The following is a 25,659-nucleotide window of genomic DNA, read 5'->3' on the forward strand; positions in this document are numbered from 1 at the left end:
TCAGAAAGAGTAAGATGGGTGTAGCTCATGGGGGTGTCCTTTTGTTGTGGTAAACATTAGACTATCCCTGTGAGTCCCCCTTGGTCAAACTCCTGGGTGTTGCACTTCAGATTTGAACTGGCGATCAAAGAAGGTTGCGAATCGCTGTTTAAAGACGATCCAAATGTCTTTGTAGCCGCCGATTTACTATGGTATCCTGTTGAGGGGAGAATAGATATTTCTCAAGCACCTGATACGATGGTGGTGTTTGGGAGGCCAAAGGGCGATCGCCCTTCCTACATACAACATCGAGAAGATAATATTTGCCCTCAAGTCGTCTTTGAGATTCGCTCTCACAACGACAGCAATACTAAAATGAGTAAGAAGCTTTTATTTTATCAGCGTCATGGAGTTGAGGAATACTACGTTTACGATCCACAAAGAAATGAGTTGGAAGGTTGGCAAAGAATTGAGGGAGATTTAGAAGTTATTGAGCCGATGGAGGGATGGATTAGCCCGAGATTGGGCGTGCGATTTGAGTTGGGAGAAGATGGGTTAGAAATTTATAAGCCCAATGGAGAAAAGTTTCTTTCCTATGGCGAATTAGAAGCAGAGAGACTATTAGATCGCCAGCGTCTAGAACAAGAGTCTCAAAGGGCAGAACAAGAGTTTCAAAGGGCTGAACAAGCAAATCAAAGGGCTGAACAAGCAAATCAAAGGGCTGAACAAGCAGAGCAAATTGCTCAGCGTTTAGCTGCCAAACTGCGTGAATTAAACATCGACCCAGATAGTATTTAACTCCGAATAAATACTCAGAAACCTGGTTTGTTTGAAAAATCAGGTTTCTGCCGATCGCACTCATTTATGCTTTTAACAACTGACAACTGACAACTGTCAACTAAGAGGGCGGGCACGGGGGCACCGCCCCTACTGTCCCAGGTCAACTGTCAACTGCCGATCGCCCTTTCCACTCTTCTACGCAATTCCCGAAAAATTTTAGTAAAAATCCATACATCCAAATCAACACCGCCCACAAAATCACTTAGAATTCAACGATAAAAAATTGCAAAAGTTCTCCTGTTTAGGTAAGATTGTCAACAATAACAAAATTAAGGTACAATCGCCACCATTAGATGGCAGATGGCGAAAAACATCGCATATAAAAGAAAAAGCCACAATTTTACATACTGAGGTGAAAACCCTTGCAAAAATTAGCTAACAGAGAAAAAGCGATCGACTCTGAGGAAAAATCCATATCAGCCAACGCTCAAAACGCTCAAACATTGTACGATCGCGGAAACGCCCTAGAAGCAATGGGACGCTTGTCCGCAGCACTCGAATCTTGGTCTAAGGCGATCGAACTCGAACCAACATTTCACGAGGCTTGGTACAACAAAGGCGTAGCCTTCAGAAAGTTGGGACAGCTACCCGAAGCGATCTCCGCTTACAACAAATCATTAAAAATTCAACCGAAAAATGCAGAGGCGTGGTACAATCGCGCGAACGTGTTGCGGAAGCTCAACAGACTCTCAGAAGCGATCGCTTCCTACGAACAGGCGATCGAACTCAAGCCAGACTATCACGAAGCTTGGACGAATCGCGGCAACACCCTCGTTAACTTAGAAAAATTCTCAGAAGCCCTCGCATCCTACGACAAAGCGATCGCCATTCAAGCAGACTACTCGGAAGCTTGGTACAACAAAGCATTTGCCCTGAAACAGTCGGGGCAAAATAAAGCCGCGATCGCCTGCTACGACAAAGCGATCGAACTAAAACCAGACTTGCATCAAGCTTGGTACAACCGCGGCTTAGCCCTAGCCGACGAAAAACTCTACTCCGAAGCGGTTGCTTCCTACGACAAAACTCTGCAACTGCGCCCGAATTCCCCCGAAGTCTGGAACAAACGCGGCACGGCGCTCGCCCAAATGGGACAATTTAAAAACGCGATCGCATCCTGGGACAAAGCGATCGAACTCAAGCCAGATGACAGCGAAACCTGGTACAACCGCGGCTTAGCTTTAGTAAACTTAAAACGCTTTAAAGAAGCAATCGCTTCCTGGGACAAAACCTTAGAGTTGCAGCCCAACAACATCGAAGCCTGGTACAACCGCGCTGTCGCCCTCAAAAAAATCGAACGCTTTACCGAAGCGATCGCTTCCTACGATCGCATTATCGCCATCACACCCGACGATCCAAATCTTTACTATCAAAAAGCTTGCGTCTACGCCCTAGAAAAAGCAGCAGGCGATCGCAAAAACAGCCCCAAAGCTGTAGCAACCAGCATTCAGAAAGCGATCCAAAACTTATCAAAGGCGATCGAACTAAATCCGGAAAAATACCGAAAACTATGCCAGAATGACTCTAAATTGCGTACAATACGGGAAGAAGTGCGGTTTTTAGCTTGATTTCAGGGTAGCAATGATTGATGGATATCGATGCCGCACTGCAACCTTTGTAGGCAAAACAGCACCACAAACCCCAATCATGCAAACCCTAGACAAAACTCAAGCAAAATTCGCTCAACTCGCAGCGCATCTCAGCGAAGTTACCGACATCGAATCAGCCTCGTCACTGTTGCATTGGGATCAGGCGACTTATATGCCCGTTAAAGGTGCAACTGCTAGAGGGCGTCAGTTGGCAACTCTCAAACAAATATCCCACGAAAAATTTACCGATCCCAAAATTGGTGAACTCCTAGAAGACTTGCGTTTCTACGAACAAACCCTCCCCTATGACTCTACCCCAGCTAGCCTGATCCGCATCGCCCGCAGAGATTACGATCGTGCCGCCAGAGTCCCCGCCACCTTCATGTCCGCACTCTGCCGCCACCAAGCCGACTGCTACGAAGTTTGGGCTACAGCCAAAGCAGCCAACAACTTCGCAGCCGTCGAGCCATATCTCGAAAAAACCTTAGAATTAAGCAGGCAGTACGCCGACTTTTTCCCCGGATACGAACACATTGCCGATCCTTTGATCGATCGTAGCGACTACGGCATGAAAGTATCGCTGCTGCGCCCGCTGTTCGCCCAACTGCGTCAAGAATTAGTGCCCGTAGTCGAAGCCATCACTTCACAACCTCCGGCTGACGACTCCTGCTTGCACCAACACTTCTCCGAAGCTCAACAGCTAGAATTCACCCGCACAGTCGTACAACGCATGGGATACGACTTCCAGCGCGGACGGCAGGACACCACCCTGCACCCCTTCATGACCAACTTCTCCATAGACGACGTGCGCATCACCACCCGCGTCTACAAAGATCACCTCGATCAAGCCCTCTTCAGCAGCATCCACGAAGCCGGACACGGCCTCTACGAACTTGGCAATTCCCCCGAATTTGAAGGTACACTACTCGCTGGTGGCATTTCCTCCGGCGTGCACGAAAGCCAGTCGCGGCTTTGGGAAAATCTAGTCGGGCGCAGCCGCGGTTTTTGGCAGTATTTTTACCCGCAATTGCAAAGCCTGTTTCCGCAGCAGTTGGGCGCGGTATCCACAGACGCATTTTACCGTGCCATTAACAAAGTCTCGCGATCGCTCGTCCGCACCGATGCTGACGAAGTAACCTACAACCTCCACGTCGCGATCCGCTTTGACCTAGAATTGGCAATGGTAGAAGGCAAATTAGCAGTGCGAGACCTCCCCGAAGCCTGGAACGATCGCTATAAAACAGACCTCGGCGTTGTCCCCGCTACCGACAGCGACGGCGCGATGCAGGATGTTCACTGGTATGTTGGGACGATCGGCGGAATGTTTCAAGGTTACACCCTAGGCAACTTGATGAGCGCTCAATTCTACGAAACCGCACTCAAAAACCATCCCGAAATTCCGGCACAACTAGAACAGGGAAACTTTAGCGTACTCCACGACTGGCTCAAACAAAACATCTACGACCACGGCCGCAAATACACTGCCGTCGAATTGATCGATCGCGTCACCGGTTCACCTTTAACTATCGATCCGTTTGTGCGCTACATTCGCCACAAATACGGGGAATTTTATGTCATTTGAGGGAGAGTAATTTCCGATTGCAGACTTTAAAATGAGATTAAAAAAAGTAGGCGCCTAAAAAAAGGGCGGTACTAATACAGTATCGCCCTTTTTTAGAGCGAAAATCAAAAATCTCAAATAAGGGAGTATCTATGTCTGAACTCTTTGAGGCTGTTATTTGCAGCGACGAAAAAACCGACTTGCGGCAATTTGCCAGCGATTTGCGGGCTTTGGGAAACAAATATTTACTGCGAAACGATATAGTTAGCGCTTTTGCCGCCTACTGCACCAAATACGAAAAGTCCCAACAGTTTCATCAATCCTCTCATTTGAGCAAACTGATTTACTACGTTCAGGAAATTATTCTCGAACCGGGCAGTCTTTGCGTCCTGCTGCGACCCAAAATTGCGACAATGGAAATAGTGCGAGTTGGAGATGACTTGACACTGGAACCGATGACAGTGCAAGAATTGCTCGACGTGCGCGATCGCTTTGTCAACCACTTTCACCCCCAAGAAGGCGACATCCTCGAACTAGATTTCGGCCCTTTTTACGACTATTCCCCCTCCATTCGCGACCCCAAAAATATCGGCAAAGGAGTGCAATTCCTCAACCGCTACCTCTCCAGCAAACTGTTTCAAGACTCCAAACAGTGGCAGGAAACTCTATTTGATTTCTTGCGGATTCACCGCTACAACGGCGTACAATTACTAATTAACGATCGCATAAAATCTCAAGAACAACTTTCAGAACAAGTCAAAAAAGCCCTCACCTTTGTCAGCGAACTTTCTGAAGATGAACCCTACGAGAGATTTAAATTTGTCCTGCAAATGATGGGTTTGGACGCAGGTTGGGGAAATACCGCAGCCCGCGTGCAGGAAACTCTAGGAATTCTCGACGAATTAATTGATTCCCCCGATCCCCAAACCCTAGAAGCATTTATTTCTCGGATTCCGATGATTTTCAAAATCGTCCTAGTTTCTCCTCACGGCTGGTTCGGTCAAGAAGGAGTTTTGGGGCGTCCGGATACGGGCGGTCAAGTAGTTTACGTGCTCGATCAAGCGAAGAATTTAGAGAGACAACTGCAAGAAGACATTCATCTTGCCGGTCTCGATAGTTTAGGTGTAAAACCAAAAGTAATTATTCTCACCAGGTTAATTCCCAACAGTGATGGCACGCGCTGCAACGAACGTTTGGAAAAAGTTCACGGCACAGAAAATGCTTGGATTTTGCGGGTTCCCTTCCGGGAGTTCAATCCTAAATTGACTCAAAATTGGATTTCTAGGTTCGAGATTTGGCCTTATTTGGAAACTTACGCGATCGATGCTGAAAAAGAACTACTGGCAGAGTTTCAGGGCAAGCCAGATTTCATAATTGGCAACTATTCTGACGGCAATTTAGTGGCTTTTTTGCTGTCGCGAAAACTCAAAATTACTCAGTGCAATATTGCCCACGCCCTGGAAAAATCTAAATATTTGTTCAGCAATCTGTACTGGCAAGAATCTGAAGATAAATACCATTTTGCGCTGCAATTTACTGCCGATATCCTTGCCATGAATGCGGCTAATTGTATTGTCAGCAGCACCTATCAAGAGATTGTCGGCAAACCGGATAGTGTCGGACAGTACGAATCTTACAATTGTTTTACCATGCCGGATTTGTACCACGTCGTCAACGGCATTGAACTGTTCAGCCCAAAATTCAATGTCGTGCCGCCGGGAGTCAACGAAAGTGTATACTTTCCTTACACGCGCAACGAAGATAGGGTGCAGGGCGATCGCGATCGGCTTAACGAACTGCTGTTTACCCTAGAAGACCCGGAACAGGTGTTCGGAACACTCGACGATCCGCAAAAGCGCCCTTTATTTTCGATGGCCAGGCTCGATCGCATTAAAAACCTGACAGGCTTAGCAGAATTGTTTGGCAAAAGCGAGGAATTGCAAGCAAAATGCAACTTAATTTTAGTAGCCGGCAAGCTGAGAGTCGAAGAAACCGAAGACTACGAAGAAGCCGAAGAAATTAAAAAACTTTACGCAATTATCGACCAATACAAGCTGCACGGTAAAATTCGCTGGCTGGGAGTACGGCTGTCCAAAAGCCTGTCCGGCGAAATCTACCGGGTAATCGCCGACGGCCAAGGTATATTTGTACAGCCAGCCTTATTTGAAGCTTTCGGCTTGACAATTCTCGAAGCAATGATTACCGGGATTCCGACTTTCGGGACGCAGTTTGGCGGCCCGCTGGAAATCATTCAGGATGGAGTGAATGGATTTTATATCAACCCGACCCACCACGAGGAAACCGCCCAAAAAATTCTAGATTTTTTATCGAAATGCGAACAGAATCCCAACTATTGGTATGAAATTTCAACGCGAGGAATCGATCGAGTTTACAGCACGTATACTTGGAAAATTCACACTACCAGGCTGCTGACTCTGGCCCGAACTTACGGTTTCTGGAACTACTCGTCCAAGGAAAACCGCGAAGATATGCTCCGCTACATAGAAGCCCTGTTTTATCTGATTTACAAGCCGAGAGCGAAGGCTTTACTGGAGGAGCACGCACAGCGATAAGTGGGGAGTTGCGGTTTGTAGGGGCCGGTTGAGACAAAAAACTGTGCCTCCGGATTAGGTACGTTGTTGCGATGCAAGCGCTCTTTACTTATATATCGGAGCGAAGACAGCGCAACTACATACCTTGATTTCAGGTGGATCCTCAGAAACCGACTAAGTACGTTGTTGCGTTTGGGCGCTCTTTCTAATAAATCGGAGCGCTGAAGCGCAACAACATACCTTGATTTCAGGTAGATCCTAAAAAATCGACTTCTATCCGTTACATCTTTTACTGGCCTCTGCTGCCGAACTTCCTTTGTGTCGTTTGCCTCTTCGGCGTCAATCAAAAAATTAGCTTCAAACTATCCGTTAAATCGGTTACAGAATCGGCTGCCGAACTTCCTTCGGGATTCTACTATCTTTCTCAGAAAGCTGTCCGGGTAATACAATGAGATTGAGAAACATAGAAAACAGGGAAACCTTGTCAAACCTCACCAACAGGATGAAACTTATGCGTGTAACTACTGTTACGATTTTCAGCGTGCTTGCTCTGCTCGCTCCAGGGCTGACTAAAAAGGCAAATGCAGCCTTCGAGTCTAAACCCTTTGTGCAGGAACAGTACCGGAGAGACTTTACAGCTCCCGCCGATCCGGGTGCGTCAGTACAGCCCGAGGCAACTACCCAAGGAGATATGTTTAACAAGCCTTTTTATGCAGGAGAGCAAAAGCCTGTGAGAAAGGAAAAAACTATCTCCGCAGGAGCAGACGGCCCAGAAGTTGCCGCCATACAGCAGCGGTTGCTGGTTCACGGTTTCGCGATCGGGACGATCGACGGTTCCTATGGTTCTCGCACCACATCCGCTGTCAGTGCCTTTCAGCAGTCTAAGCGGTTGAACTCCGACGGCATCGTGGACAAAGAAACTTGGACAGCTTTAGCCGCAGATCCGGCGCCAGCTTCTGAAAAGTTGCAGGGGAATGCTGCCATTCAGAACAGCGATCCTGTTCCCGGCAATCCTGCAACTGCTCTGACTAAAGGTGCTGCCGGTTCCAAGGTGAAGACGCTACAGGTGCGTTTGGAAATGCAGGGTTACGATCCGGGCCCCATCGACGGCATTTTTGGCGCTCGCACTGCTACGGCTGTGAGGAAATTTCAGGAGTATAAGGGTTTGACTGCTGACGGCGTGGTTGACGAAATCACCTGGAAGGCGATCGGGCAAAACTAAGTAATGAGTTAAAAATACGGAAAATTGCTGTGCCTATAACTCAATAAACCCGGCGTGCAAAAATGACCGGGTTTTTGGATGTTGACTTATCGCTATGTTGTGTGTTATAATAATCAGATGTCAAAATGCGGATATGGCGAAATTGGCAGACGCGCCAGATTTAGGTTCTGGTTCCGAAAGGAGTGAAGGTTCAAGTCCTTTTATCCGCATCGCTTTGTAAGACTGATGGCTAGGCCATTGAGGAGTCTCGATAGATCCTCGATTAACACTTTCCAATGATTTTGCGCTCATCTTGTATTTCAGGCTAGCTAATAAAAGCGGCTGTCCCCAATTTTTTTTGAGGGGAAGGTAGCTCACAAGGAAAGGCGATCGCTTCTTTGAACAATCGCTACCCAGTCTTAGCCGCTTTCAGCCTGTCGTTCGCCTGGTTGAGTCGCCCGCGTTCCAGATTTTCCACGGCATTAACTTTGCATTACTTTGTGTGGTCGATTGTATGCGATTACGTGCGGGTTACACTCCGTTACAATCCCAGAAACCTTGGAAACAAGGCATTTCAAGCTTGTCCAAACAGATAAAAATAAAGGCGGCACCCAGATTTGAACTGGGGGTGGAGGTTTTGCAGACCTCTGCCTTGTCGCCGAAGCCCTCTCGGAGAAAGGGGTGCAAGAGACTCAGGCAAAAACAGTATTAATACTGTATTACTTTCAGGTGTTGTCCCACTAGTAAGCCCCAAAAAAAGATGAGGCGTTCCCAGCGGTAGGAGCAACTCATCTTTTCTTAAAACCGTTATGTGCGAGAACCCGCAGTAATCACGAGTAGGAAACAGTGAGGGGAATGGATTTGACACCCGATCGTGCGATCGCCCCCATTCTCTCGCAAAATCTCTCCCAGCCAATTTTCCTCAACAACACAATACAGCCAGCAGAGCCGGGCGCGTTCGCGTCAAAATGGATCCCAAACTCTCCACGGACTACGCCACCGTCAGGGGAAGACACGGGATCTGGAGTAATGTGAAAAAACAAACCCTCGATACCTTTCGTGTCAAGCCAGTAAGGCTCTGTGGGAATCTGGTAAGAAAAGCCTGCGGGTATTGGCCCGCGAGCTCGCACCCATTCGTCGCCAGGTTGCTGCCACCCCATACAACCGGAAGTGGCAAGGTAATCGATCTGTTCACCATTTGGATAAATCAGTTGAAGGTTGCCGCCCAAAAGCTCGTCTGAAGCCTTCAGTTGCATCGTGTAAATTAATCGGTGCATTTTTCCTCAATGCGTTTTCGCACTTGCTCGATTGTTGTTTCAGATTGCCTTATCTCGTCGCTTATATTGGTCAAGTATCCCGTCCCCTGGGCGCATCTTTCCCGAACTCGCAGGTGCAAAATATGCCTAGTTAGCAAGGAAAGTACGTCCAAAAGTTCCCCTACAGTTGTCCTGGAGTCTTCCAACAATCTTTTTGCTGTTTGCACTGGCATTATTGAGATCTCCTAACCTCCGAGATAGCGGCCCTCCAACTTTCGAGACTGTCTAAGCGTTGCCCATGAAACTTGTCAGTTTCTTCGAGTACAGTTTGTTGTTTTGCGGCTCGAATCATTTCTGCTCGCACCTCGCCAAACCATTTGTAGAAAACAACTATTATCCCGACAACTACGCTCAATACGGCCAAATCGACCTTAAGTAAAGTTGAAGTCAAATCCATAATATGCGCGCCACTAGAATCTTCTTTTTTGTTAGCAATTAGGTTCAAGCTAGAGTCCTCGCAAGAAAGCTTTACAACAAACTATCTATTTTCTGCTCAACGCTAGAAACTTGCTGAGAAAGAGAGGCTATTGCCGCAAGTTCTTGTGTCGAAATACTCCCTTGATACTCCCAAGCTACCAACTGCACCTGCCTGTGCCATCGGTGACACAGAAAGGAAATAGAAAAGTCGGCAACTCCAACATCTAGGAATGAGACAATTTGTGTTTTACCGAGGACTATCCGCCGACTAGCTCCGTAACTGGTCGGCTGCCCCCCCACGGTCAAAGGAAGTCGAATGTTTTGGCTTAGGAAACCTGCGCTAAACCATCCGGGCTTGGCGAGGGGATTGTTCGCGTAGATCGCGAGGACAGAACTATCCAAAATCGTTGGGCAATTCTGTTTGGGAATTCTGATGTAACTATCACCCTCACCCCCAGAACCGAGGGTTTCTGCCACCACATCGAATTCCCAGACGGGGATCCACAAGTTTGGATCGTTGAGATTGATAACTAAGGTCACAAAAAGCCTATCGCCTCTAGATTCCCTTCGACTTCTTCCACGTATCGATCTATGTCAATTTCTGTGGACTCAGCCAAGTCCAAGAAATCGCCTCCAGATATTTCGCCTTCCAAAAACAGTTTTGAATGGTTGGCAATTTTAGAAGCCAACAGCCAACGCTGCTCAATTTCTTCGGCGGCTGCATCAAGATCAATAACAATCTGGAGGCTCGATCGGATTAAGTTAATAGCTTTACTAGCCATCGTTTTAATCCTAAAAAACTGGGGCGACTGCGTCACCAGCAAAGACAGGCGCAGGTTTTTCTGATCTATACACCTCGGGTTCAAAAGATACCCGTCTTTGACCAGCATAAGTGGAAGTTCGCACCGCTTCCTTGATAGCCTTCTCGGCATCCTTGTAATCAATGTCAGCAATAGTGGCTTGCGCGGATGCGGGATTTTTAGCATCTGCTTGAACCGTCGTACTTCCCCGCCCAAACGGAACGCTCCCGCTTCGTCCCGGTGTATAATTTCTGGGCCTTCCCGTAAAAGCGGATGTCCCAGTTCTGATCGCGACCGTCGCTGCGGGAATCAAAGTGATGCGGGCGACCGCTGGGTAAAAGCCCGGTGGCGCATCCTCAATGGTTCCAGTTCCGGTCAAATTCAGTCCAAAAATCCCATCTAGGTTGGCGATACCCAGAGTGCTAAGAATTCCCAGGGCCCCACGAGTCATCGAGGTGTGGACAAAACCGGCGGTTGCAGCGGGGGAAAACCCAAAAGGTACAACACCCACACCTCTGCGCTCCTTGTAATTGGAGGGAGCCTTTCGAGGTTGAGAATGAACCCTCTCCCCTTTTAGGTATAAGGCATAGAGATCGATCTCCGCGGCCGTCAGCGTTTTTTTAGTGAACCGGGATCTGCGTCTTGGCATAAAGGAAAGTCCGTGAGTGCTTCTCCCTAAGCATAGCGACAGCCAGAAGCCTTGTATAGTGCGCTCTTTAGCCGTTGACCGCTACTGAAACCTAATAGGTTTCGGGAATATTAGAACACTTAATGTTAATAATTGTTAACTGTCGTAAACCACGTTAGAACCTTTGACTAAAGGTATTGGCGATCGCAATTTGGGACAGTACAAAAGAGCGCTATCAAAAACTACTGCTGTCCGCGCCCTTTCGGCTTCAGCCTCCCACGACTTACCCAAAAGTTGAAAATCGGGAGGATCTTCGGGAAAAGCGCTTTCCGGCTCCTCGTTCGATGAGAATTTAAAGCCCAGCGGATCGGGCTTAAAATCGAAAATCCTCAGCAATTTTGCAAACAAATCCTTCCCTTGTTGTGCCCGGGTCACATAGGCATAGCCCTCCAAGCCCTGCATCCGAGCAATTTGCCCTGAGTAGGAAAGGCACCCTCTGCCTTTTTCCCAACGATAAGGAGGTGAGCCGAATTCTTCCTTGATCTTGTTTGCCCAACGGCGAACATCCGATTCTTTGATAAATTCAGCCAATCCTTGTTCTGCAATCAGGCGATCGTCTGAATATCCGACACAACGAATAGTTTTTTCTCCTGTCGCCGGCGAGCGCACGGCCCCATTTGGCTTCCGTCGGCGACTATCATTTGGCTCAATAAATGTGAGGACGATCGCAGGCCATCCCTTAAGCAAGGGCTTGCTATTTTTCCCTGTCAAGCCTTGGGTTCCGCTGCCACCACCTTCATATTCAATTTGAATGATGTGGTCGATCAACTGTGAATCCGTACCAGATAGGATTACTGATTGAGATTCGTCGCTGCGATCGCGCCAATATTCGATCGTCCGGTAATTACTCTTTCTAAATCCTTCTGTCGGCAGCCTCCACTCTCGGTAACGAGGCCGAGAGTCGGGTTTTCGCCAATCAGACAATTGATAGTTTGAGTCAGCTCTTTGCAGCAGTGGAAATCCGTTCTCCCATTGTTCCCACCATTCCTCAAAGTCAACACTGTTTTTGTTTGCTAAGTCGTACAGGGCAAGAAATAATGAACCGTTAGCGGCGATACTTTCCTCTCTGCCGGAAAGCGTGTATATCTCGTTATCTTGTTTTTTGTTTGGCTTGATTTGGACTACTCTATACGGCCACTTCGCAGCAGTGGGCGTTATCATTTCTTTTAGCCGATCCTCCCAACTCATATTTCATTACCCAAATGCAGTGGAAAGTACAAACACAGCTTCCGTGCAGCTTTCTAAAAATTCTTCCCAGGCTTCTTCAAAAAAGTTTTGGATATTCTCATCACTTATTTTTTGAATCTCAGCCAAAACACCACTATTTATAGACCAGGGTTTTGCGTCAGGTGCGCCCCATTTCTCAAGCCAAGTAGCAATACTCCCCCCTACAATGGGAATATTTTTAATAACAGGAGCCAAGCTTTTCAGCATCCTCCTGGAATTTTTGTAAACTTCAACAAAAACTTTAGTCGTGCCAACTCGAATTGTTGCGTTAATCAGGTTGTTAATCTGGGGTAAAGCTTCCTCGTAAAGTTCTTGAGAGACTTCTTTGATTGCGGCTAACTTAGATGGGTTTACGCGCACTACTGCCACGCCTGGGGCAACACCGCACAAGGCAGTCCCTAGCATTGAGCCTAAGCTACCACCAGCAACGCTCCAGAGAGAGGCTTGAGCGGCCTTTACTTTTGCATCTAGTTCTTCGTCGGTTTGATTCCAATTAAAATTCACCAATCGCACTGCGGCGCCAACAACCCACCGCATGACAGCGCCAATAGTAACCCCTGTCAAGAAACCGCCAATCAGGGCTTTTGGATGACCCAGCAAATAAATAGCTCGACTGGCGAGACCTCTTGCCACTGAAACCGATCCAGCCCGAAGAGTGCCTAAAACACCTAGCTGACGGACTGTGGCAACCAGTTTTCCAAATGCCGATACTCCGCCGGCAACTACCTTGCCACCTAGGTAAAACACGACACCTCCTAATATTACCCCTGCGGCAGCACCTACTGGATCTTGCGCGTACCAATCGCCAAGTCGCACGTCACCTATCTTGATACTTCCAATTGCATCACCAATTTTTTCTGCTACAAAGCTAAAATAACTCCCGATGTTGTCTAGCCAAGACTTAGAGGCAGTCCCTGCATAAATGTCACTTGCCGTTTCCCCGTCTCTTATTTGCATAATTAAATTAGTCCGCTTTTGGGTCTTTTGTATCGATCTCTCGCATTACTGGATTTTCCGAAGCCGGACGCCCGTAAGGTTCGAGAGAGCTAGATTCTGGAAATCTCAGCGATTCGGCTTCTAGATTATCCGTGTAGCCTTTTTCAGCGCTGGAAATCCATTGATCTAAATCGCCAATTCCTAGGCTTTCCCTGATATCTCGTCGCATCAAGAAAGATGTTAGTTTTTGAGCGATTCCCGCCGCGTCAACAATCCTTTCAAGCGCGCCCTCTGAAGCTTTTTCGGTAACAGCAGCCGCACTTGCTGACGAATGCTTTAATATTTCCATCAACGCCTCTTTTAGCGTTTTGGAATCTTTTTTACCATCTAAAGAGCCGAATCTCACCACACCTATTTCTATTTCAGAGTTCTGCAACAACCCTTCGGAAAGCTTTTCAACTTCTTCTTCTTTGTTACTTTTTGGAAACTTTATTTCATCCCCATCGCCAAACCCGTACTTGTTCCAGAATTTTTGAATCTCGTTGCGGTTTTGTCCTGCGAATGGGTCAAACGGAATGGGTACCTTGTCTACCTCTTCTAAAACATCAAAATTAAGATACTCCATAATTGCTTGCAAATACTTGTTGTTTTTTACAGACAACTGGAAAGCCATGATATCTAAATAAGTCCGCCTTAAATCATAATTTGACCCCATATCCACGTCGCCTTCTGTGTCCACAATCATTTGAAACATTGCTTTTAATAAATCAGCTTGGGAGTGAAATTCGACTTCGTAGGGCTGGTCACCTTCTATGGCTGGGTCGGCATCTTTTATCTTGATTTTTTGTGGCCAGTAACCTCTATCCCTATCATCTTTGCGAATCATGTATTCGCAGAGATGAATCAGATTTCCTACTCGCAACTGCCCCTTTCCACCGGGGTAGATCCATCTTGCAGGGATTGAGCTATCTTTCAGCTCAGCGATAGGCAAAATTCTTTCCAAACGATTCAACGCCTCTACTTGGTAGCGCAAGCCGTCGGCGATGCTGCGAATTTCTAGCTTTTTCTCGTTGATGATTCCATCGTCCGTGTTGAACCAGAAATCGTTTGGATCCGGGTATTTGAAGTCGTCGTTTTTTCCGTTCAGCCAACTTAGTAAATTGCCTTCGCTTTGCCTTAGTTTCTTGTCCGAATCTTTGTAAAATTCAGCGGTTCCCATGACGCGTTCAAGTCTTTCCATCATGCCACCGAGTACCAAGGATAATTGCCTTGCGTTGGTTATCTGGATTTTCTCGTTTTCTTTTGCTACGGGGTCGATCCATCGTTTTTTGACTTCAAAGGGGAAAGCTTGGTTGAAACCATCTTCAACACTTGCGATCTGTTTTACACCTTCGGGGAGGAGTTCTTGAGTTTGTGGTCTTAGAACTCCAAGGTGGCGGGCGGTCAAGCGTTGTAACCTAATACTGAGGCGACAGCATTCATCCATTTCTTTTCTAGGTGGTGAGTTGGGGGGAACAGGAAAAAAGGGTGGGGACGGTACAAGCTCATTGAAAGGAACTCCGATAGATCCATCCGAGCATCTGGGCGGAGAGCTAATAGAAATCAAGGAAACTGTGAAATCATAAACCTCTCCTCGCATTCCGCCAAATCCTTGATAATCTTTGTGGAAATATTCAGTATAAGTATATTGCTGTCTAATCGTGACGATATAAGAACCAAAACTGCTACCACCGCTGGACATCCAGAATGAATTGATTTGCAAAGTAACATCAAATCTCTTTTCAAACACTACCCATTTGCCGACGCCAAACAACTTGTCGGCATCGGACGGTTTTTTGGGGCTGTAGCCAACATAATCCGCCCCATTCATGTTTTTTACACCATACTCAAATTCTTCCGCTATTTTTTTTAGAGCTCCCGAGACAGGAAGAGCTTCAGGCCACCTCCATGCCTGTATCATTGCAGTCCATTTAGCGCCATCCGGGCATTGAGATTTAATAATTAAATTATCAGGAATATAGATTGTTGGCGCTGGTGTTGGTGTTGGTGTTGGTGTTGGTGTTGGCGTAGGTGTTGGTGTTGGCGTAGGTGTTGGGTCTTTCTTTTCCGGAAATCCAAAACCAAGCTGAAAAGAAATTGGTGTACCCGGAATTTGCACCGAAAATCCTACCCCCACGCCCTCAGGACTTTTAGAAACTTCAATTCCAAACCCGACAACCTCGCCGCTAATGCTTCCGCCTTCTATTTGGCCTGTGCTCGTGTTAATGGAAACGCCGCCACCAATGCCAATGATGCCCCCCGGAATTTCTGCGCTGCCAGCGATCGATATTGAGCTCTTGGAAGGATCCTCATAATTGGGGTTTCCACTGATATCGAGTCGCACGGGACTTACATCTACGCTGACTCCCCCGGTGACAGACATCCCGCCAATATTTGCAACTTCGCGGGTGACTCCAATACCACCGCTGGAAACTGACGGCTCAGATTTTCGGCCCATATCTACGCCGCTATCTTTGCCGAGGTCGATCGCACTTGACCCCTTTGTGGCGCTGGGCGACAGAGATGATTTAGACGAAACCCTAGACATAGCTCGCCTCGACCCCTGAAATGCGAGACGGAGCACCTTCGGCGATCGCCCACAACTCGCCCGTCAAAGTTTCTTCAGTCAGACTGCCTCCACCTGCGCCCAGATAAATGCCACTACCAACAGCAACACTTGAATTACCCGCAATCCAAATATCTGAAGTACCTGTATTTGTGGCATAAAAAATAGCCCTGTTAGCATTGGCACTCCTGAATCTGGTAGGAGATGCTGAGGGAATGTTGACGCCGTAGGGAATTGCAGTGCCGACAATCTTGTTTGCGGGTTTGGCTATTAAATCGACAGTAAATCGAAAGTCTCCCTCTAAGTTAATGTAGTCACCGACCCCTAATACTCCATGCCCATAATTGATTATCGATACACCCAATCTGTCAGCAGGGGAAAGGAGCTTAAGTTGATTAATAGTTAGGTATGGAATGACGAATGGAATCGTGGTTTCTCGCCCTCGATTTTGTAAAAGCGCGGTAGCCAGATCAGACCAGGTTCCCGAACCTTTACGAGCATGAAACCTCAATCCTATATAAGGATACTCCTTCTCAACCTTCATCAACGCCGCAATCTTTTCAGAAGATGTCATCTCCGGTACAACATCGGGGAATGGCGCCGATCGTAAAGATGGCAAATGCACCGCGCCGCTCAGGGCTTCCAAATAGAAACTGAGACCCATTACATACGCAGTGGCCAAGGGCGTGTAGGTGGAAAAAGCGTCAGCACAGTTTAAAATCTCAACGACTCCCGTTCCACTTGCGCTCGTAAGGCTACGGCGGAATGTGTCGGTTCCTTCTAGCTTGTTATCTGCCATATCAAGTAAGGTATGTGCGACCTTCCACGACACTGCCACCACCCGGCAAACTAATAATATCTATGGGCATTTGTATTGATGCACTAAAGGTGGCATTTGTCCCCCCGCTGTTACCCATGACGTACTGACAGCGAGTCACTGCATTCACCTTGTCAGGGTTTTTTGTTGGATCTAGTTCCAGCATTTTCAAGTCCATGACGGCTTCCATGGCAGCCTGAGCCAAGTTACTAGCGGTACTGTCTCCACCCGTGCCACTAGTAAATGTCGAGCCTGTCAAATAATGACTTGCTGTGTACTGGACAACCCCAGAAGCGACAGTGCTAGCCTGAACGTTAATAAGTAGATCGATGTCTGCTATTTTCGTGGAAAGATTCGCAGTTATAGTGATGCGATCTGTCCGCTCCGATACTCGCGCCAAGGTATTCTCTTCTTGTTCCAATCGGGCAAGAATCCCGTAAACATAGCGTTCTTTGCTAGACGAACCGTTGGGGGCGGAATAAGGAACACCCGTCACGGTGGCACCCTGACCAGAAGTGTGCGAGGTCATATCCATTTCTCGAAAAAGTATGCCCTCAGTTTACGCAAAATATATTGTTGATTTTCCACGCCAAAAAAATCTTAACAAGTTGCTGCTCTACTCATTTTGTCAACTTGTTAAATAATTTGACACTCAAATAACGTGAAGTCAAAACAAGTAAAATAAGAGCTAACAGAGCTAAACATAGGACGAAGTGAGAGAACACGGAGAGCAATGTGAACCCATAAACCAAAGCGACTATGAAGCTATCTATGAACGCCTGCATACAGATATACACAAATGTTTTTTAGCAATAGCGTGGTACACAGGATCGAAACCTAGCTCGATACTCAAGAGCAAGGTTTCTCAATTTTACGTAGATCCATCCAACCAAGTTGTACGCTCAAGAATAATCCCTAGCACGAAGGAGATTCCTTGCCACAAAGACCTAAAGGAAATTCTAGGGAGGTATAGATGTTTAAAGGACGGCTTCTTGTTTCCATCTCGCGTTTGTCAGGGGCGCCACTTATCACGACAGGCATTCGACAAGGCCTTTAAAAAAGCCTTAAGAGAAGCCGAACTTGAGCAAAAAGGGTACTCCTTGTGTTCGCTACGCATTGGTTTTATCGCGCGGCTGGCCGACATCGGCTGCCGACCGGAGTTGATCGAACATCTTTCTGGTCTCAAAAACGGCATCGCATCACTGAGCAAATACAAACCTTTGGAAGAACAAATCGAGACCGCGATCGCAAATTTTTAAATAAAAATGACTCTATTTAATCCAGCCCAAACCGGCTCCCTACAACAGCAGCCATCTTTCTCGAATGCTGCAACAATACCCGAATTTTCGCTCACGACGGCAGCGACAACGATCGTGCCCGATCGCAGCGTCGCCAAAAACCGGCGCGGGCTGATTATTTTTAACGACGGTACCGCGAACGCACTTTTCGCCTACGGTACGTCAATATCAGCGACGATGTTCACGGCCGAATTGTTACCCGGTGGCTATTTCGAGGATACTGTCGGCTGGCAAGGCGCAGCGGTGATGAGATCTACAAACTCGCCGACGAGTGTAAACGTGAGCGAGATCACTCTAATATGACACTGCGGAATCCGATCACCGAACCTCAAATCCCAGGGGCGATCGCCCGTGACTCGGAAGTAACGGCCGCAGTCAACGCGCACTTGGCAGCAGCAGACCCTCATGCTCAGTACCTGCTGCAATCTGAAGGTGATGCCCGGTACAGGCAAAGCTCGACAGCACTCACAGATGCGGACATTCCATCGACGATCGCCCGTGACTCGGAAGTAACGGCCGCAGTCAACGCGCACTTGGCAGCAGCAGACCCTCATGCTCAGTACCTGCTGCAATCTGAAGGTGATGCCCGGTACAGGCGAAGCTCGTCACCTCTTTTAACATCAGCCCCTTTTCCGACGGCCAACGTGGCAGGGAATTCCAATGCTCTCTCTTGGAACTCTGTGGAGCCAGGGCTTGGGATAGCTGAATTTTGCAATTATTCCGGTCTCGGCGGTGGAGACGCATTCAATTTTTTTCGATTACCTGGCAACGCGGTTTCACCCCCAACCCTGGCCAACAGAGTTGCCAGAATTGACGTTTCAGGAGCTTACATTCAGACCTCGGACAAAAGGGTAAAGAAAAATCATTTGCCAAGCCCTGGGCTGGCAACAATCCTCTCCCTATCCCCCAAAAAATACCAGCATTACGAATGTGTCAATTTTAACTTGAAAGACAAAAAGTTTGAACTAGGGGAAAAATTTGTAAATAAAATAGGTTTTTTTGCCCAAGAGGTCAGTCAAGTAATTCCTGAAGCCGTTTCGGGTACAGGCGCCGACGGGGAATTGTACGGGATTGATTACAGTTGCATCGTAGCTTGCTTAGTGAAAGCTGTGCAAGAACAGCAGGCACAAATAAGCAAATTAGATTCCCAGCTAAAGTCATCTTCTAAGATCTAGCAGGGACAGCATAAAATAGTGACCAATCTTAGCGGTAACACCCTACCACTAAAAGTAATCGCGTTTAAATAACGCCCCTACCGATCGCTAGAAGGGTCTCTCAATAATCAAAAGGGAATCGGATCGAATCCTTGGGAGTCGAGGCTTGATGGTCGATTCAATTCGTCCGTGTCCGACACCTCCACCTTCCTCACTACCAACTCCACTTCGGTGCGAAATCCTGCTATTAAGATTTTCGTCAAACGTAAAGAAGCCTCAACGAGCCTCGGGTAATCCTCCATCTCGTACTGACCTGATGCAATCATTGCGGCCAAAAGTTTTGTCGAGACAACTTCCCCATGGGGCTGAGGATAACTAGGATCTGTGAAATAATCCTGAATAAACAATTGCTCGCTGGCTGTGAAATTACCGCTCATACTAACTCCCAAAAATTACAAAAAAAAAGCCGATCGCAGCACCCGGACTGCGATCGGCAAACAGATATGTCGGGAGTCCAATTTATTGGACTAATCACACAAGTTCACCAACAAGAATACCGGAGTCGCCACCGTCGATCGAGTCGATATCGGCAATAAAAGCAGCCAACCACTGATCTTCCTCAGCTTCCTCATTTCTGAGTGCAGCCACTTCTTGTTCGAGAGAAATTACCCGGCTTGCGAGCTTACGCATCGCCGCAGCCATTTTAAGTGCTTGTTCTTGGTTCATGGTTGAGAATGATGTGGATGGTATACGCCCGTCTCTCCGGGCTGTCACGCCGATATATTCTCCAAGCCCAGCGTCAGCTTGGGGGCTGCTCTCCCCGTTGTGGGCATCGAACCCGCCTGTAACGCCCTGCTCGCGAAACAGGGCTTCCTGCTTTTTAGAGCAATTATTAAGGCCGTCAATCAGCAGGCTAGCCACCGTTGCTGTTCCGGTTGTCAGCGTCTCTCCGCCGTCACCCATGTAGCATTAGGCGCAATTTCTCAGGGTCTTGCGCTTCGGCCGGAGGCAGTATACTTTCTCCGGTTGCTAGGGAATTTTCGGGTCTTGCACCCGGCTGCTGCTAGTGACACACGTCACTCCGGTTGATTCCGATCGGTTTCCGATGAGAATAATTTCGCTCTGGTCAAGAGCAAAATCAGTCAACTATGTGTCAAAAAAGTCCAATAAATTGGACTTTTTTCGGGCTACTTCTCGGTGAGATACGCCACGAGTTCTGATATCTCACCGGCTCGCTGCCACTCCGTTTCCCCACGTCGCACTTTGGTACGCCCTGTGATTTTTTGAACTTCCAGTAGTTGCATTTTGGTGTACGGGCCTTCGGCGTTGCCACTGCGAAATACATACCACTCGGCAGGCTCAGAAACTGGTGTTGACCGCCTTGCCGTCTTCATTCGACTCATCCCAGATTGGGCTTTGAGTTGATTGAGATCTTGTTCGACTGGGTCAAGAGGAGGTAGGTTTTTGGGCGATCGCCCTTTGGTTGGTTCGGGAGTCGATGAATTATTGATCTTCAAAAACCACCCACAGAGTAAGCCGAAAAAGCAAAACAAGCCACCGGCAACACTAGGTATTAACGCGGGATGGGGCGGGATGTATTTTTCCGGCGCCGCCGGGATTGGGGCGGGCATTGGGCTGGGGCTAGGCTCGTCAGAATAGCGACGGTAATTATCTCGTTGATATCCCCCTCGATCACTGGTTCGACTACGTTTCTTTCGCTGGGAGCTAGCCGGGACTGAAATCAGAATTGAGGAGAATCCAGTCAATATCAAGAACAGCAGTTTTCGGCGCGGCAAATTAGAATAAATCATAGTTCTGGGAAGTGATAGGCGTATCACTATTTTCCCAGAACTCAACAATTAAACCAGTACCCCCGGATTAATAAGCATAGAGACTATCTAGTTTTTAATGTTCGGGGAACCAATACCACCGATAACCTACATATCAACCTCTCCGACCCAGTGTCGGGGAGGCTGAACTATTTAGTTTTCAACGTTCGGGGACACAGCAGCAAGTTGGTTAGACTCAAACGCCTCAATGAGTTCATCAAGACTGCATCGGTAGACTTGCATCATCAAACTAACCTTGCGAAGTGGCAGACGTGGTACTGAGAGACCTCTTTCCCATTCGCTAACTGTAGACTCTCGAATGTCGAGAGCCCGGGCGACTTGGCGTTGAGTTAATCCAGCACGTTTCCTGAGATTCACGGGAGTCGATTGACTTTTCTGTTCTTGAGTCATATCATAATAAACACTAGCGAAAAACGCAAGTGTTTTTCGCTAGTATTGGTAAAAGACAAAAATGGCAGACCGGGGATTTGGCGTCTACGGTCTGTCTACAACTCAAATATATAAAGGTTTTAGTCACTTAACCGATCGACCGTGTAAGCCCCGAGGGCATCAGTCTCGTCAAACGACTGCATCCTTTATATCCTGAGCTCAGAATTTCGAGTCAAAGTTTCACCCCCTCTCTTTGTAAAAGGGGTCTAGCAACGGGATATGTACAAATCTTTAACCCTTTCGCTCCTAAGTGGGCTGGTTTTACTGTGCGCGCAGCCGCCAGATACGGCGCCCGATCGCGGGGGCGATCGTAGAGAGTCCAGCCTTGTTGAGGTAAAGCTCATCCAATAACCAATAACCAATAACCAATGACCAACTTCAATCCACTCGATTTTGATGGAATGCTCGATCGGGTAGCCGCAGGCGAGGAGGATCTGCCCGACTCCCTGGTCGTAGCCATAGTTGATACGGACAACAGCATTAAAAGCCGAATCATCCGGCAGCGGGCATCACTCAGTCACCTCCGCCACTTGCTCAGTCACGTGAATTGGAGTCAAAAGATCGCGATTTGCCAGCTTGCGTGCAACCAAATAGACCAAAGAGAACGACTCGTGCAGGTGCTACCAGTAGGCGGGGAATTCGACACAAAAATTAAGGCAGCGATCGCATTGATGGCTGAACTCACGCCCGACATCTTAAGCGAAATAGTGATTGAGATTATGGAAAGTTATCAAAACAACCGCTAGTAAAACTTTTGCCAAACGGAGGAACCATCAAATGCAAACCACCGCAAAAAAAACCTTCAGAATCACGCTCATGACAAAAGATTTGTCATCCCGGCCCGCCACTATCGAGACGGATGGGAATTTGCCAGAAGCGATCTTCTGGAACATGAAGTTCTTCAGACTCAATATCGAACTTGGGCAGCCGTATCTTTACCAGCAGATCAGTGGCGAATTCCTTTCTGACATCGAGGTAGCCAATGATTATTAACTTGAGCGAAGTTCCCGTTCAGTATCAAGAACAAGTCCATCGCTTCCTAGTTTGCTACCCTCGCACAGGTCAAGAGCTAGCTGAGAGGTATTTGGCAGTCGTAACCAGTCCGGAATATGCAGCAAATCCAGGGGGGCGAACGGTATCGAAAAAGAAGAACAATCAACAGAAAGAGCCGCGCAAGGATAGGCAAAGATTCGCTTCGAGTCCTGGACTGAATCCCAAGAAAGTGTCGCCCCAGGAGGGAAAAAGGTCAATCATCCTAAATGAAATATCCCTGAACCCCGGGCAGCATTCAAAACAAATTGCAGCCAAGACTGGGATATCCGTACACTCTGTTCGGCAGATTCTGGTTGCGCTCACGCGAGAAGGCATCGTCAAAGAATTAATCAAAGGAACAGCCGGCTATTACCCATCGGAGGAATCATGACAATAGCAACCACCGAGCCTCCTCGCATCACGACAAGAATGACGACAGAGGAGGCTGAAGAAATTACAGAAGCTATTCGAGGTAATTTCGACAGCTTGGGAAAAATGCTACTCCAAGTACAGGAGCGAAAAGGGTTCCTCGCGCTTGGATATAAATCTCTGGAAAGTTACTGCTTGACGGAATTCGGCAAAGGTAAGTCACGGCTTTATCAAGTGATTGAAGAAGCCCGAATAGAAGAAGAGATAGTTAGCGAACTGTCAGAGGAAGGAGAAAGGAAAACATTAAAGATACCAGGAACCTGCCTCCGAACGCTCAAGAACTTATCCCTACCTGGCCAAAAAGTTGAGGCTATCAAATACGCAAACTTATTGGCGGAACAGGAAGGACGAAAACGAGCGACGAAACTGCACCTGCAAGTCGCCGCACTGAAAATCGGAGGTCAAGGTAGCGAGCAGCTTCGCAAATCCATTGAAGAGATGGGCTTTGCGAAGGGTGTCGAGGTTGAGTTTACTGGAGGTTACAACAAAGGCAATCGCGGAATCATACAAAAAATCAACCAAAAAGGGGAAATCTACGTAGAAATACACAGCGGCAATTCGGTACTCCACTTCGGAGACATCCATGCCCTCAAAGTAGTCCATCCCGACGACAAACCCAAAAATCCGGCAACTGAAGATACTGTTCGTATCGGCGACAACGTCAAGATTTTTTCCAGTAACCACCTGCGAGGAAAAATCGGCAAAATAGCTGCTCGGATAAACAACAAGCAAGCCCTTGTCAAGGTTGACGACAATTCCGGGTCAGCTGAAATTCCGTATGCAGAAATCGAGCTTATTCAAGTCTTGGAAGAGCAGCAGTCAACAGCATCATGGGACGAGGATTTAAGCTGGGGTGTGCCGGGTGAGGGAAACTGGTTCTACACCAAAGATAGCTGCACAATAAGGTCTTTTGGCTGTCCAGCCATAACCTTGCACCCTGACAAAAATAAGAAAAAGTTTGCAGGCCCGTCCGAGTGGCTAAAATGGTGGAAAGAAAGACATGGGTGCGAGTTGGCTAGTGACTTACTTGACCCGGAACAAATCGCAACGCTAGTAATGACGGCTGCGATCCGAATGACCGAAGATGAAAAACAAAAGTTCTTACGAAGAATCAACGTTTTACTAACAACAACTATCACGAAGTGCGAGAAAACCACCAAGCCAGCAAATACAGAACACACAGCGGCAGAACAGGCCGTCGAACAGGCTGCTGAATCCTTAGTAGAAATTACCCCCGAAAACCCAACACCAGGGGAAGCCACTGCGCCTACCGAATTCTTGGTAGAAATTACTCCCGAAAACTCAAGTCCGAATTGGCAAAAAGACTGGCTCGCCAAAACATTCCCTACTCGTCCAGAAGCTGCTTTCAGCATAACACAAGGTTCTCTCAGCGAACAGATTGAACAAAAGATAGAGAACCTTTTGGATAAGGCGGACGAATTGGTCAAGGGTCTGGATTCCAAAAGCAACTCCAGTAAATCAAAAAGAGATGTCCGGCTAGCTAGAGAAAAAGAGATTAAGTCTGTCAGGCAATTAATCAAGGATTTGGAGGTCTTCAAGAGCTTTCAGATAGGAATGCTAGTCAGCCACCAGCGAAATCCCAGCCAAATTGGAATCATCGCAAATCTTGCGCTGTCGGTAGGTGGGATGCCAGAAGTCTGTGTGAAATGGGAAGAGGACTCAATAGAGTTTCCGGAAATAGTCTCGCTCATCAGCATCCAAGATGAGGAAGAGGAATGGTAAAAAAAGCAGGGAGGCCATTATCAGCAGATTGGGTGTCAACATCTGTTGCAATTTCCGAGTTAGGAATCAGCAGAGGACACCTATTTAACCTCAAAAATGACGGCACGTTCAAGGTCGGCAAAGATTTTCGAGATGTCCGCAGAAGCAGCGGAATGCGAGCAACATACAAATGGCATTTACCTAACCTCCAGAAAACCTTAAGTCTGGGGCCTGAGTTTCGTTAATGATGCAAAACTCAGCCGTTAACTCAACTCTCCTAACACTTCCCGCCGACTGGATTCTAGAGCCAGTACGGGGGAAATGCCCATATAGAAAGCGGTGGACAAAATCTAATGTCGATCGCCTTTTCTGTTTGCAAGAGTTAGAGGGTGAGAGAGCTACTGGCGTTGGGCTGAAATTAGGATTAGGATTATTGGCGATCGACATTGACGGGAGAGCGGCGTCCAATTTACTGGAAAAATTTGCAGGCGAAAACGGCTTACAAGAGTTCGATCGAACCGTCGCATGGAGTAGCGGCAGAGATGGACGACAACAGTATTTATTTCTGGTGCCAGAGACCAGTTGGCACCGCCTCCGCAATCTAAAAATACTTACCGGTGAGATCGACTCCGACGGCAAAGAGGAATGCTTGGAATTTAGATGGCTCGGCACCCAGAGTGTTTTACCACCTTCGATACACCCGCAAACCGGGAAGCCTTATTACTGGGTGCGATCGCCGCTGGAAACGCCAACCGCTCAAGCACCAGAGTGGCTGCTGGCGTTGTGCGAAAACTGGAGAACAGAATATCAGGGCGAAGACGAGATAGATCTGGTACGTTTCCCCGCAAGGCTTTATCCGCATTTTCGTCGCTCGCTAGCAATTTGGCTGCTAGCACGCCGCTCGGATATTTCGCGCCGGAGTCATGGTGGCAAATGTAAAGGTTCAGGAATTGGGGAATTCTCACTGCTTGCGGCGAGTAGAGTTTTAAATCGCAGCCCAGGTCACATCAGAAAATTATTGTGCGGAGCAAAAAAGTCCGGCTTGATCCGCGAGTACACGCAGAAAAAAGACCGGATAACAGTTTACTACGCAAGCTTAGAAAAAGCGATCGCTCTCACCGGCATTGAGAAGCTCGGCCCGATCGCCGCCATAAATATTGATGATTTGGCTAACATCCACATACTCGCTACAGAAGTGGAAGCCCAGAGCTTGCAACGCG

Annotated in this window: 29 protein-coding genes and 1 tRNA gene; 15 read left to right on the forward strand and 15 right to left on the reverse strand. The window is 47.6% G+C overall.

Annotation, left to right across the window (positions count from 1 at the left end; genetic code table 11):
• Positions 1-69 precede the first annotated feature (69 nt).
• From QZ918_RS27915 to QZ918_RS27940, 6 genes are all read left to right on the forward strand, one after another.
• The gene (locus QZ918_RS27915; RefSeq protein WP_293341040.1) at positions 70-777 is read left to right on the forward strand and encodes a Uma2 family endonuclease; all 708 of its coding nucleotides are present in this window, start codon (positions 70-72) and stop codon (positions 775-777) included.
• A gap of 404 nt (positions 778-1,181) precedes the next feature.
• On the forward strand, positions 1,182-2,384 hold the full coding sequence (locus tag QZ918_RS27920) for a tetratricopeptide repeat protein (RefSeq protein WP_293341042.1): 1,203 nt from the start codon (positions 1,182-1,184) through the stop codon (positions 2,382-2,384).
• A gap of 79 nt (positions 2,385-2,463) precedes the next feature.
• On the forward strand, positions 2,464-3,987 hold the full coding sequence (locus QZ918_RS27925; protein ID WP_293341113.1) for a carboxypeptidase M32: 1,524 nt from the start codon (positions 2,464-2,466) through the stop codon (positions 3,985-3,987).
• A gap of 131 nt (positions 3,988-4,118) precedes the next feature.
• Positions 4,119-6,539 (forward strand): sucrose synthase, encoded by a 2,421-nt coding sequence (locus QZ918_RS27930; RefSeq protein WP_293341044.1) that lies wholly within the window; start codon positions 4,119-4,121, stop codon positions 6,537-6,539.
• A gap of 490 nt (positions 6,540-7,029) precedes the next feature.
• Positions 7,030-7,740 carry a peptidoglycan-binding domain-containing protein gene (locus tag QZ918_RS27935; RefSeq protein ID WP_293341046.1) on the forward strand — a complete coding sequence of 237 codons (711 nt, stop codon included), beginning with the start codon at positions 7,030-7,032 and terminating at the stop codon, positions 7,738-7,740.
• Between the two features lie 127 nt (positions 7,741-7,867).
• Positions 7,868-7,949: transfer RNA gene (locus tag QZ918_RS27940), tRNA-Leu, on the forward strand.
• Between the two features lie 600 nt (positions 7,950-8,549).
• Here QZ918_RS27940 and QZ918_RS27945 read toward each other — a convergent pair.
• From QZ918_RS27945 to QZ918_RS27995, 11 genes are all read right to left on the reverse strand, one after another.
• A complete protein-coding gene (locus tag QZ918_RS27945; protein WP_293341048.1) occupies positions 8,550-8,996 on the reverse strand; it encodes a hypothetical protein in 447 nt (148 codons plus the stop codon).
• On the reverse strand, positions 8,984-9,208 hold the full coding sequence (locus QZ918_RS27950; RefSeq protein WP_293341050.1) for a hypothetical protein: 225 nt from the start codon (positions 9,206-9,208) through the stop codon (positions 8,984-8,986). Before QZ918_RS27950 ends, QZ918_RS27945 begins: the two co-directional genes overlap by 13 nt.
• Complete coding sequence (locus tag QZ918_RS27955; RefSeq protein WP_293341051.1) at positions 9,208-9,480, reverse strand: hypothetical protein; 273 nt, start codon at positions 9,478-9,480, stop codon at positions 9,208-9,210. Before QZ918_RS27955 ends, QZ918_RS27950 begins: the two co-directional genes overlap by 1 nt.
• A gap of 23 nt (positions 9,481-9,503) precedes the next feature.
• Positions 9,504-9,992: a hypothetical protein gene (locus QZ918_RS27960; protein WP_293341053.1), complete on the reverse strand. Its 489-nt coding sequence runs from the start codon at positions 9,990-9,992 to the stop codon at positions 9,504-9,506.
• Positions 9,989-10,234 (reverse strand): hypothetical protein, encoded by a 246-nt coding sequence (locus QZ918_RS27965; protein ID WP_293341055.1) that lies wholly within the window; start codon positions 10,232-10,234, stop codon positions 9,989-9,991. The genes QZ918_RS27960 and QZ918_RS27965 overlap by 4 nt, the downstream gene beginning before the upstream one ends.
• Before the next feature lie 10 nt (positions 10,235-10,244).
• On the reverse strand, positions 10,245-10,763 hold the full coding sequence (locus tag QZ918_RS27970) for a hypothetical protein (RefSeq protein WP_293341057.1): 519 nt from the start codon (positions 10,761-10,763) through the stop codon (positions 10,245-10,247).
• Positions 10,764-11,036: 273 nt separating this feature from the next.
• Positions 11,037-12,128: a hypothetical protein gene (locus QZ918_RS27975; RefSeq protein WP_293341060.1), complete on the reverse strand. Its 1,092-nt coding sequence runs from the start codon at positions 12,126-12,128 to the stop codon at positions 11,037-11,039.
• A 6-nt stretch (positions 12,129-12,134) separates the two neighbouring features.
• On the reverse strand, positions 12,135-13,124 hold the full coding sequence (locus QZ918_RS27980) for a hypothetical protein (protein WP_293341063.1): 990 nt from the start codon (positions 13,122-13,124) through the stop codon (positions 12,135-12,137).
• 7 nt (positions 13,125-13,131) lie between these two features.
• Complete coding sequence (locus tag QZ918_RS27985) at positions 13,132-15,690, reverse strand: hypothetical protein (protein WP_293341066.1); 2,559 nt, start codon at positions 15,688-15,690, stop codon at positions 13,132-13,134.
• Positions 15,683-16,507, reverse strand: a complete 825-nt coding sequence (locus tag QZ918_RS27990) for a hypothetical protein (protein WP_293341069.1) — start codon at positions 16,505-16,507, stop codon at positions 15,683-15,685. Before QZ918_RS27990 ends, QZ918_RS27985 begins: the two co-directional genes overlap by 8 nt.
• Position 16,508: 1 nt before the next feature.
• Positions 16,509-17,054, reverse strand: a complete 546-nt coding sequence (locus QZ918_RS27995; RefSeq protein ID WP_293341071.1) for a hypothetical protein — start codon at positions 17,052-17,054, stop codon at positions 16,509-16,511.
• A 184-nt stretch (positions 17,055-17,238) separates the two neighbouring features.
• On the opposite strand from QZ918_RS27995, the gene QZ918_RS28000 reads away from it, so the two are divergent.
• The 3 genes from QZ918_RS28000 to QZ918_RS28010 are packed head-to-tail and all read left to right on the forward strand — an operon-like array spanning position 17,239 to position 18,998.
• On the forward strand, positions 17,239-17,784 hold the full coding sequence (locus tag QZ918_RS28000) for a tyrosine-type recombinase/integrase (protein ID WP_293341074.1): 546 nt from the start codon (positions 17,239-17,241) through the stop codon (positions 17,782-17,784).
• A gap of 6 nt (positions 17,785-17,790) precedes the next feature.
• Positions 17,791-18,126 (forward strand): hypothetical protein, encoded by a 336-nt coding sequence (locus QZ918_RS28005; protein ID WP_293341077.1) that lies wholly within the window; start codon positions 17,791-17,793, stop codon positions 18,124-18,126.
• The gene (locus tag QZ918_RS28010) at positions 18,123-18,998 is read left to right on the forward strand and encodes a tail fiber domain-containing protein (protein WP_293341080.1); all 876 of its coding nucleotides are present in this window, start codon (positions 18,123-18,125) and stop codon (positions 18,996-18,998) included. The genes QZ918_RS28005 and QZ918_RS28010 overlap by 4 nt, the downstream gene beginning before the upstream one ends.
• A 107-nt stretch (positions 18,999-19,105) precedes the next feature.
• Here the strand turns inward: QZ918_RS28010 and QZ918_RS28015 are convergent, their stop codons facing one another.
• The 4 genes from QZ918_RS28015 to relB form a co-directional block, all read right to left on the reverse strand.
• Entirely contained in the window at positions 19,106-19,414 is a 309-nt protein-coding gene (locus QZ918_RS28015; protein WP_293341083.1) for a hypothetical protein, read from the reverse strand.
• Positions 19,415-19,508: 94 nt separating this feature from the next.
• Positions 19,509-19,940, reverse strand: a complete 432-nt coding sequence (locus tag QZ918_RS28020; protein WP_293341086.1) for a hypothetical protein — start codon at positions 19,938-19,940, stop codon at positions 19,509-19,511.
• 224 nt (positions 19,941-20,164) lie between these two features.
• A complete protein-coding gene (locus QZ918_RS28025) occupies positions 20,165-20,608 on the reverse strand; it encodes a DUF4339 domain-containing protein (protein ID WP_293341088.1) in 444 nt (147 codons plus the stop codon).
• 351 nt (positions 20,609-20,959) lie between these two features.
• Positions 20,960-21,217 (reverse strand): type II toxin-antitoxin system RelB family anti-toxin, encoded by a 258-nt coding sequence (relB, locus tag QZ918_RS28030; protein WP_293341092.1) that lies wholly within the window; start codon positions 21,215-21,217, stop codon positions 20,960-20,962.
• A gap of 407 nt (positions 21,218-21,624) precedes the next feature.
• Between relB and QZ918_RS28035 the strand changes: the two genes are divergently transcribed.
• The 6 genes from QZ918_RS28035 to QZ918_RS28060 form a co-directional block, all read left to right on the forward strand.
• On the forward strand, positions 21,625-22,002 hold the full coding sequence (locus tag QZ918_RS28035; RefSeq protein ID WP_293341095.1) for a hypothetical protein: 378 nt from the start codon (positions 21,625-21,627) through the stop codon (positions 22,000-22,002).
• Between the two features lie 31 nt (positions 22,003-22,033).
• The gene (locus tag QZ918_RS28040; protein WP_293341097.1) at positions 22,034-22,249 is read left to right on the forward strand and encodes a hypothetical protein; all 216 of its coding nucleotides are present in this window, start codon (positions 22,034-22,036) and stop codon (positions 22,247-22,249) included.
• On the forward strand, positions 22,239-22,679 hold the full coding sequence (locus tag QZ918_RS28045; protein WP_293341100.1) for a winged helix-turn-helix domain-containing protein: 441 nt from the start codon (positions 22,239-22,241) through the stop codon (positions 22,677-22,679). Before QZ918_RS28040 ends, QZ918_RS28045 begins: the two co-directional genes overlap by 11 nt.
• Positions 22,676-24,460 (forward strand): hypothetical protein, encoded by a 1,785-nt coding sequence (locus QZ918_RS28050; RefSeq protein ID WP_293341103.1) that lies wholly within the window; start codon positions 22,676-22,678, stop codon positions 24,458-24,460. The genes QZ918_RS28045 and QZ918_RS28050 overlap by 4 nt, the downstream gene beginning before the upstream one ends.
• Positions 24,454-24,684, forward strand: a complete 231-nt coding sequence (locus QZ918_RS28055) for a hypothetical protein (RefSeq protein ID WP_293341107.1) — start codon at positions 24,454-24,456, stop codon at positions 24,682-24,684. Before QZ918_RS28050 ends, QZ918_RS28055 begins: the two co-directional genes overlap by 7 nt.
• Positions 24,684-25,659: bifunctional DNA primase/polymerase (locus QZ918_RS28060; RefSeq protein WP_293341110.1), on the forward strand; the 976-nt coding region annotated here is incomplete at its 3' end. The genes QZ918_RS28055 and QZ918_RS28060, both read left to right, overlap by 1 nt.

This window comes from Microcoleus sp. CAWBG58, from assembly GCF_020883045.1.
Lineage (GTDB): Bacteria > Cyanobacteriota > Cyanobacteriia > Cyanobacteriales > Microcoleaceae > Microcoleus.

What these genes read in the sequence shown, in the direction of transcription:
- QZ918_RS27925 (WP_293341113.1), top strand. Translation starts at nt 2,464, where the DNA reads ATGCAAACCCTAGACAAAACTCAAGCAAAATTCGCTCAACTCGCAGCG.
- QZ918_RS27930 (WP_293341044.1), top strand. Translation starts at nt 4,119, where the DNA reads ATGTCTGAACTCTTTGAGGCTGTTATTTGCAGCGACGAAAAAACCGAC.
- QZ918_RS27935 (WP_293341046.1), top strand. Translation starts at nt 7,030, where the DNA reads ATGCGTGTAACTACTGTTACGATTTTCAGCGTGCTTGCTCTGCTCGCT.
- QZ918_RS27945 (WP_293341048.1), bottom strand. Translation starts at nt 8,996, where the DNA reads ATGCACCGATTAATTTACACGATGCAACTGAAGGCTTCAGACGAGCTT.
- QZ918_RS27950 (WP_293341050.1), bottom strand. Translation starts at nt 9,208, where the DNA reads ATGCCAGTGCAAACAGCAAAAAGATTGTTGGAAGACTCCAGGACAACT.
- QZ918_RS27965 (WP_293341055.1), bottom strand. Translation starts at nt 10,234, where the DNA reads ATGGCTAGTAAAGCTATTAACTTAATCCGATCGAGCCTCCAGATTGTT.
- QZ918_RS27975 (WP_293341060.1), bottom strand. Translation starts at nt 12,128, where the DNA reads ATGAGTTGGGAGGATCGGCTAAAAGAAATGATAACGCCCACTGCTGCG.
- QZ918_RS27980 (WP_293341063.1), bottom strand. Translation starts at nt 13,124, where the DNA reads ATGCAAATAAGAGACGGGGAAACGGCAAGTGACATTTATGCAGGGACT.
- QZ918_RS27985 (WP_293341066.1), bottom strand. Translation starts at nt 15,690, where the DNA reads ATGTCTAGGGTTTCGTCTAAATCATCTCTGTCGCCCAGCGCCACAAAG.
- QZ918_RS27990 (WP_293341069.1), bottom strand. Translation starts at nt 16,507, where the DNA reads ATGGCAGATAACAAGCTAGAAGGAACCGACACATTCCGCCGTAGCCTT.
- QZ918_RS27995 (WP_293341071.1), bottom strand. Translation starts at nt 17,054, where the DNA reads ATGACCTCGCACACTTCTGGTCAGGGTGCCACCGTGACGGGTGTTCCT.
- QZ918_RS28005 (WP_293341077.1), top strand. Translation starts at nt 17,791, where the DNA reads ATGACTCTATTTAATCCAGCCCAAACCGGCTCCCTACAACAGCAGCCA.
- QZ918_RS28010 (WP_293341080.1), top strand. Translation starts at nt 18,123, where the DNA reads ATGACACTGCGGAATCCGATCACCGAACCTCAAATCCCAGGGGCGATC.
- QZ918_RS28015 (WP_293341083.1), bottom strand. Translation starts at nt 19,414, where the DNA reads ATGAGCGGTAATTTCACAGCCAGCGAGCAATTGTTTATTCAGGATTAT.
- QZ918_RS28020 (WP_293341086.1), bottom strand. Translation starts at nt 19,940, where the DNA reads ATGGGTGACGGCGGAGAGACGCTGACAACCGGAACAGCAACGGTGGCT.
- QZ918_RS28025 (WP_293341088.1), bottom strand. Translation starts at nt 20,608, where the DNA reads ATGCCCGCCCCAATCCCGGCGGCGCCGGAAAAATACATCCCGCCCCAT.
- relB (WP_293341092.1), bottom strand. Translation starts at nt 21,217, where the DNA reads ATGACTCAAGAACAGAAAAGTCAATCGACTCCCGTGAATCTCAGGAAA.
- QZ918_RS28035 (WP_293341095.1), top strand. Translation starts at nt 21,625, where the DNA reads ATGACCAACTTCAATCCACTCGATTTTGATGGAATGCTCGATCGGGTA.
- QZ918_RS28040 (WP_293341097.1), top strand. Translation starts at nt 22,034, where the DNA reads ATGCAAACCACCGCAAAAAAAACCTTCAGAATCACGCTCATGACAAAA.
- QZ918_RS28045 (WP_293341100.1), top strand. Translation starts at nt 22,239, where the DNA reads ATGATTATTAACTTGAGCGAAGTTCCCGTTCAGTATCAAGAACAAGTC.
- QZ918_RS28050 (WP_293341103.1), top strand. Translation starts at nt 22,676, where the DNA reads ATGACAATAGCAACCACCGAGCCTCCTCGCATCACGACAAGAATGACG.
- QZ918_RS28055 (WP_293341107.1), top strand. Translation starts at nt 24,454, where the DNA reads ATGGTAAAAAAAGCAGGGAGGCCATTATCAGCAGATTGGGTGTCAACA.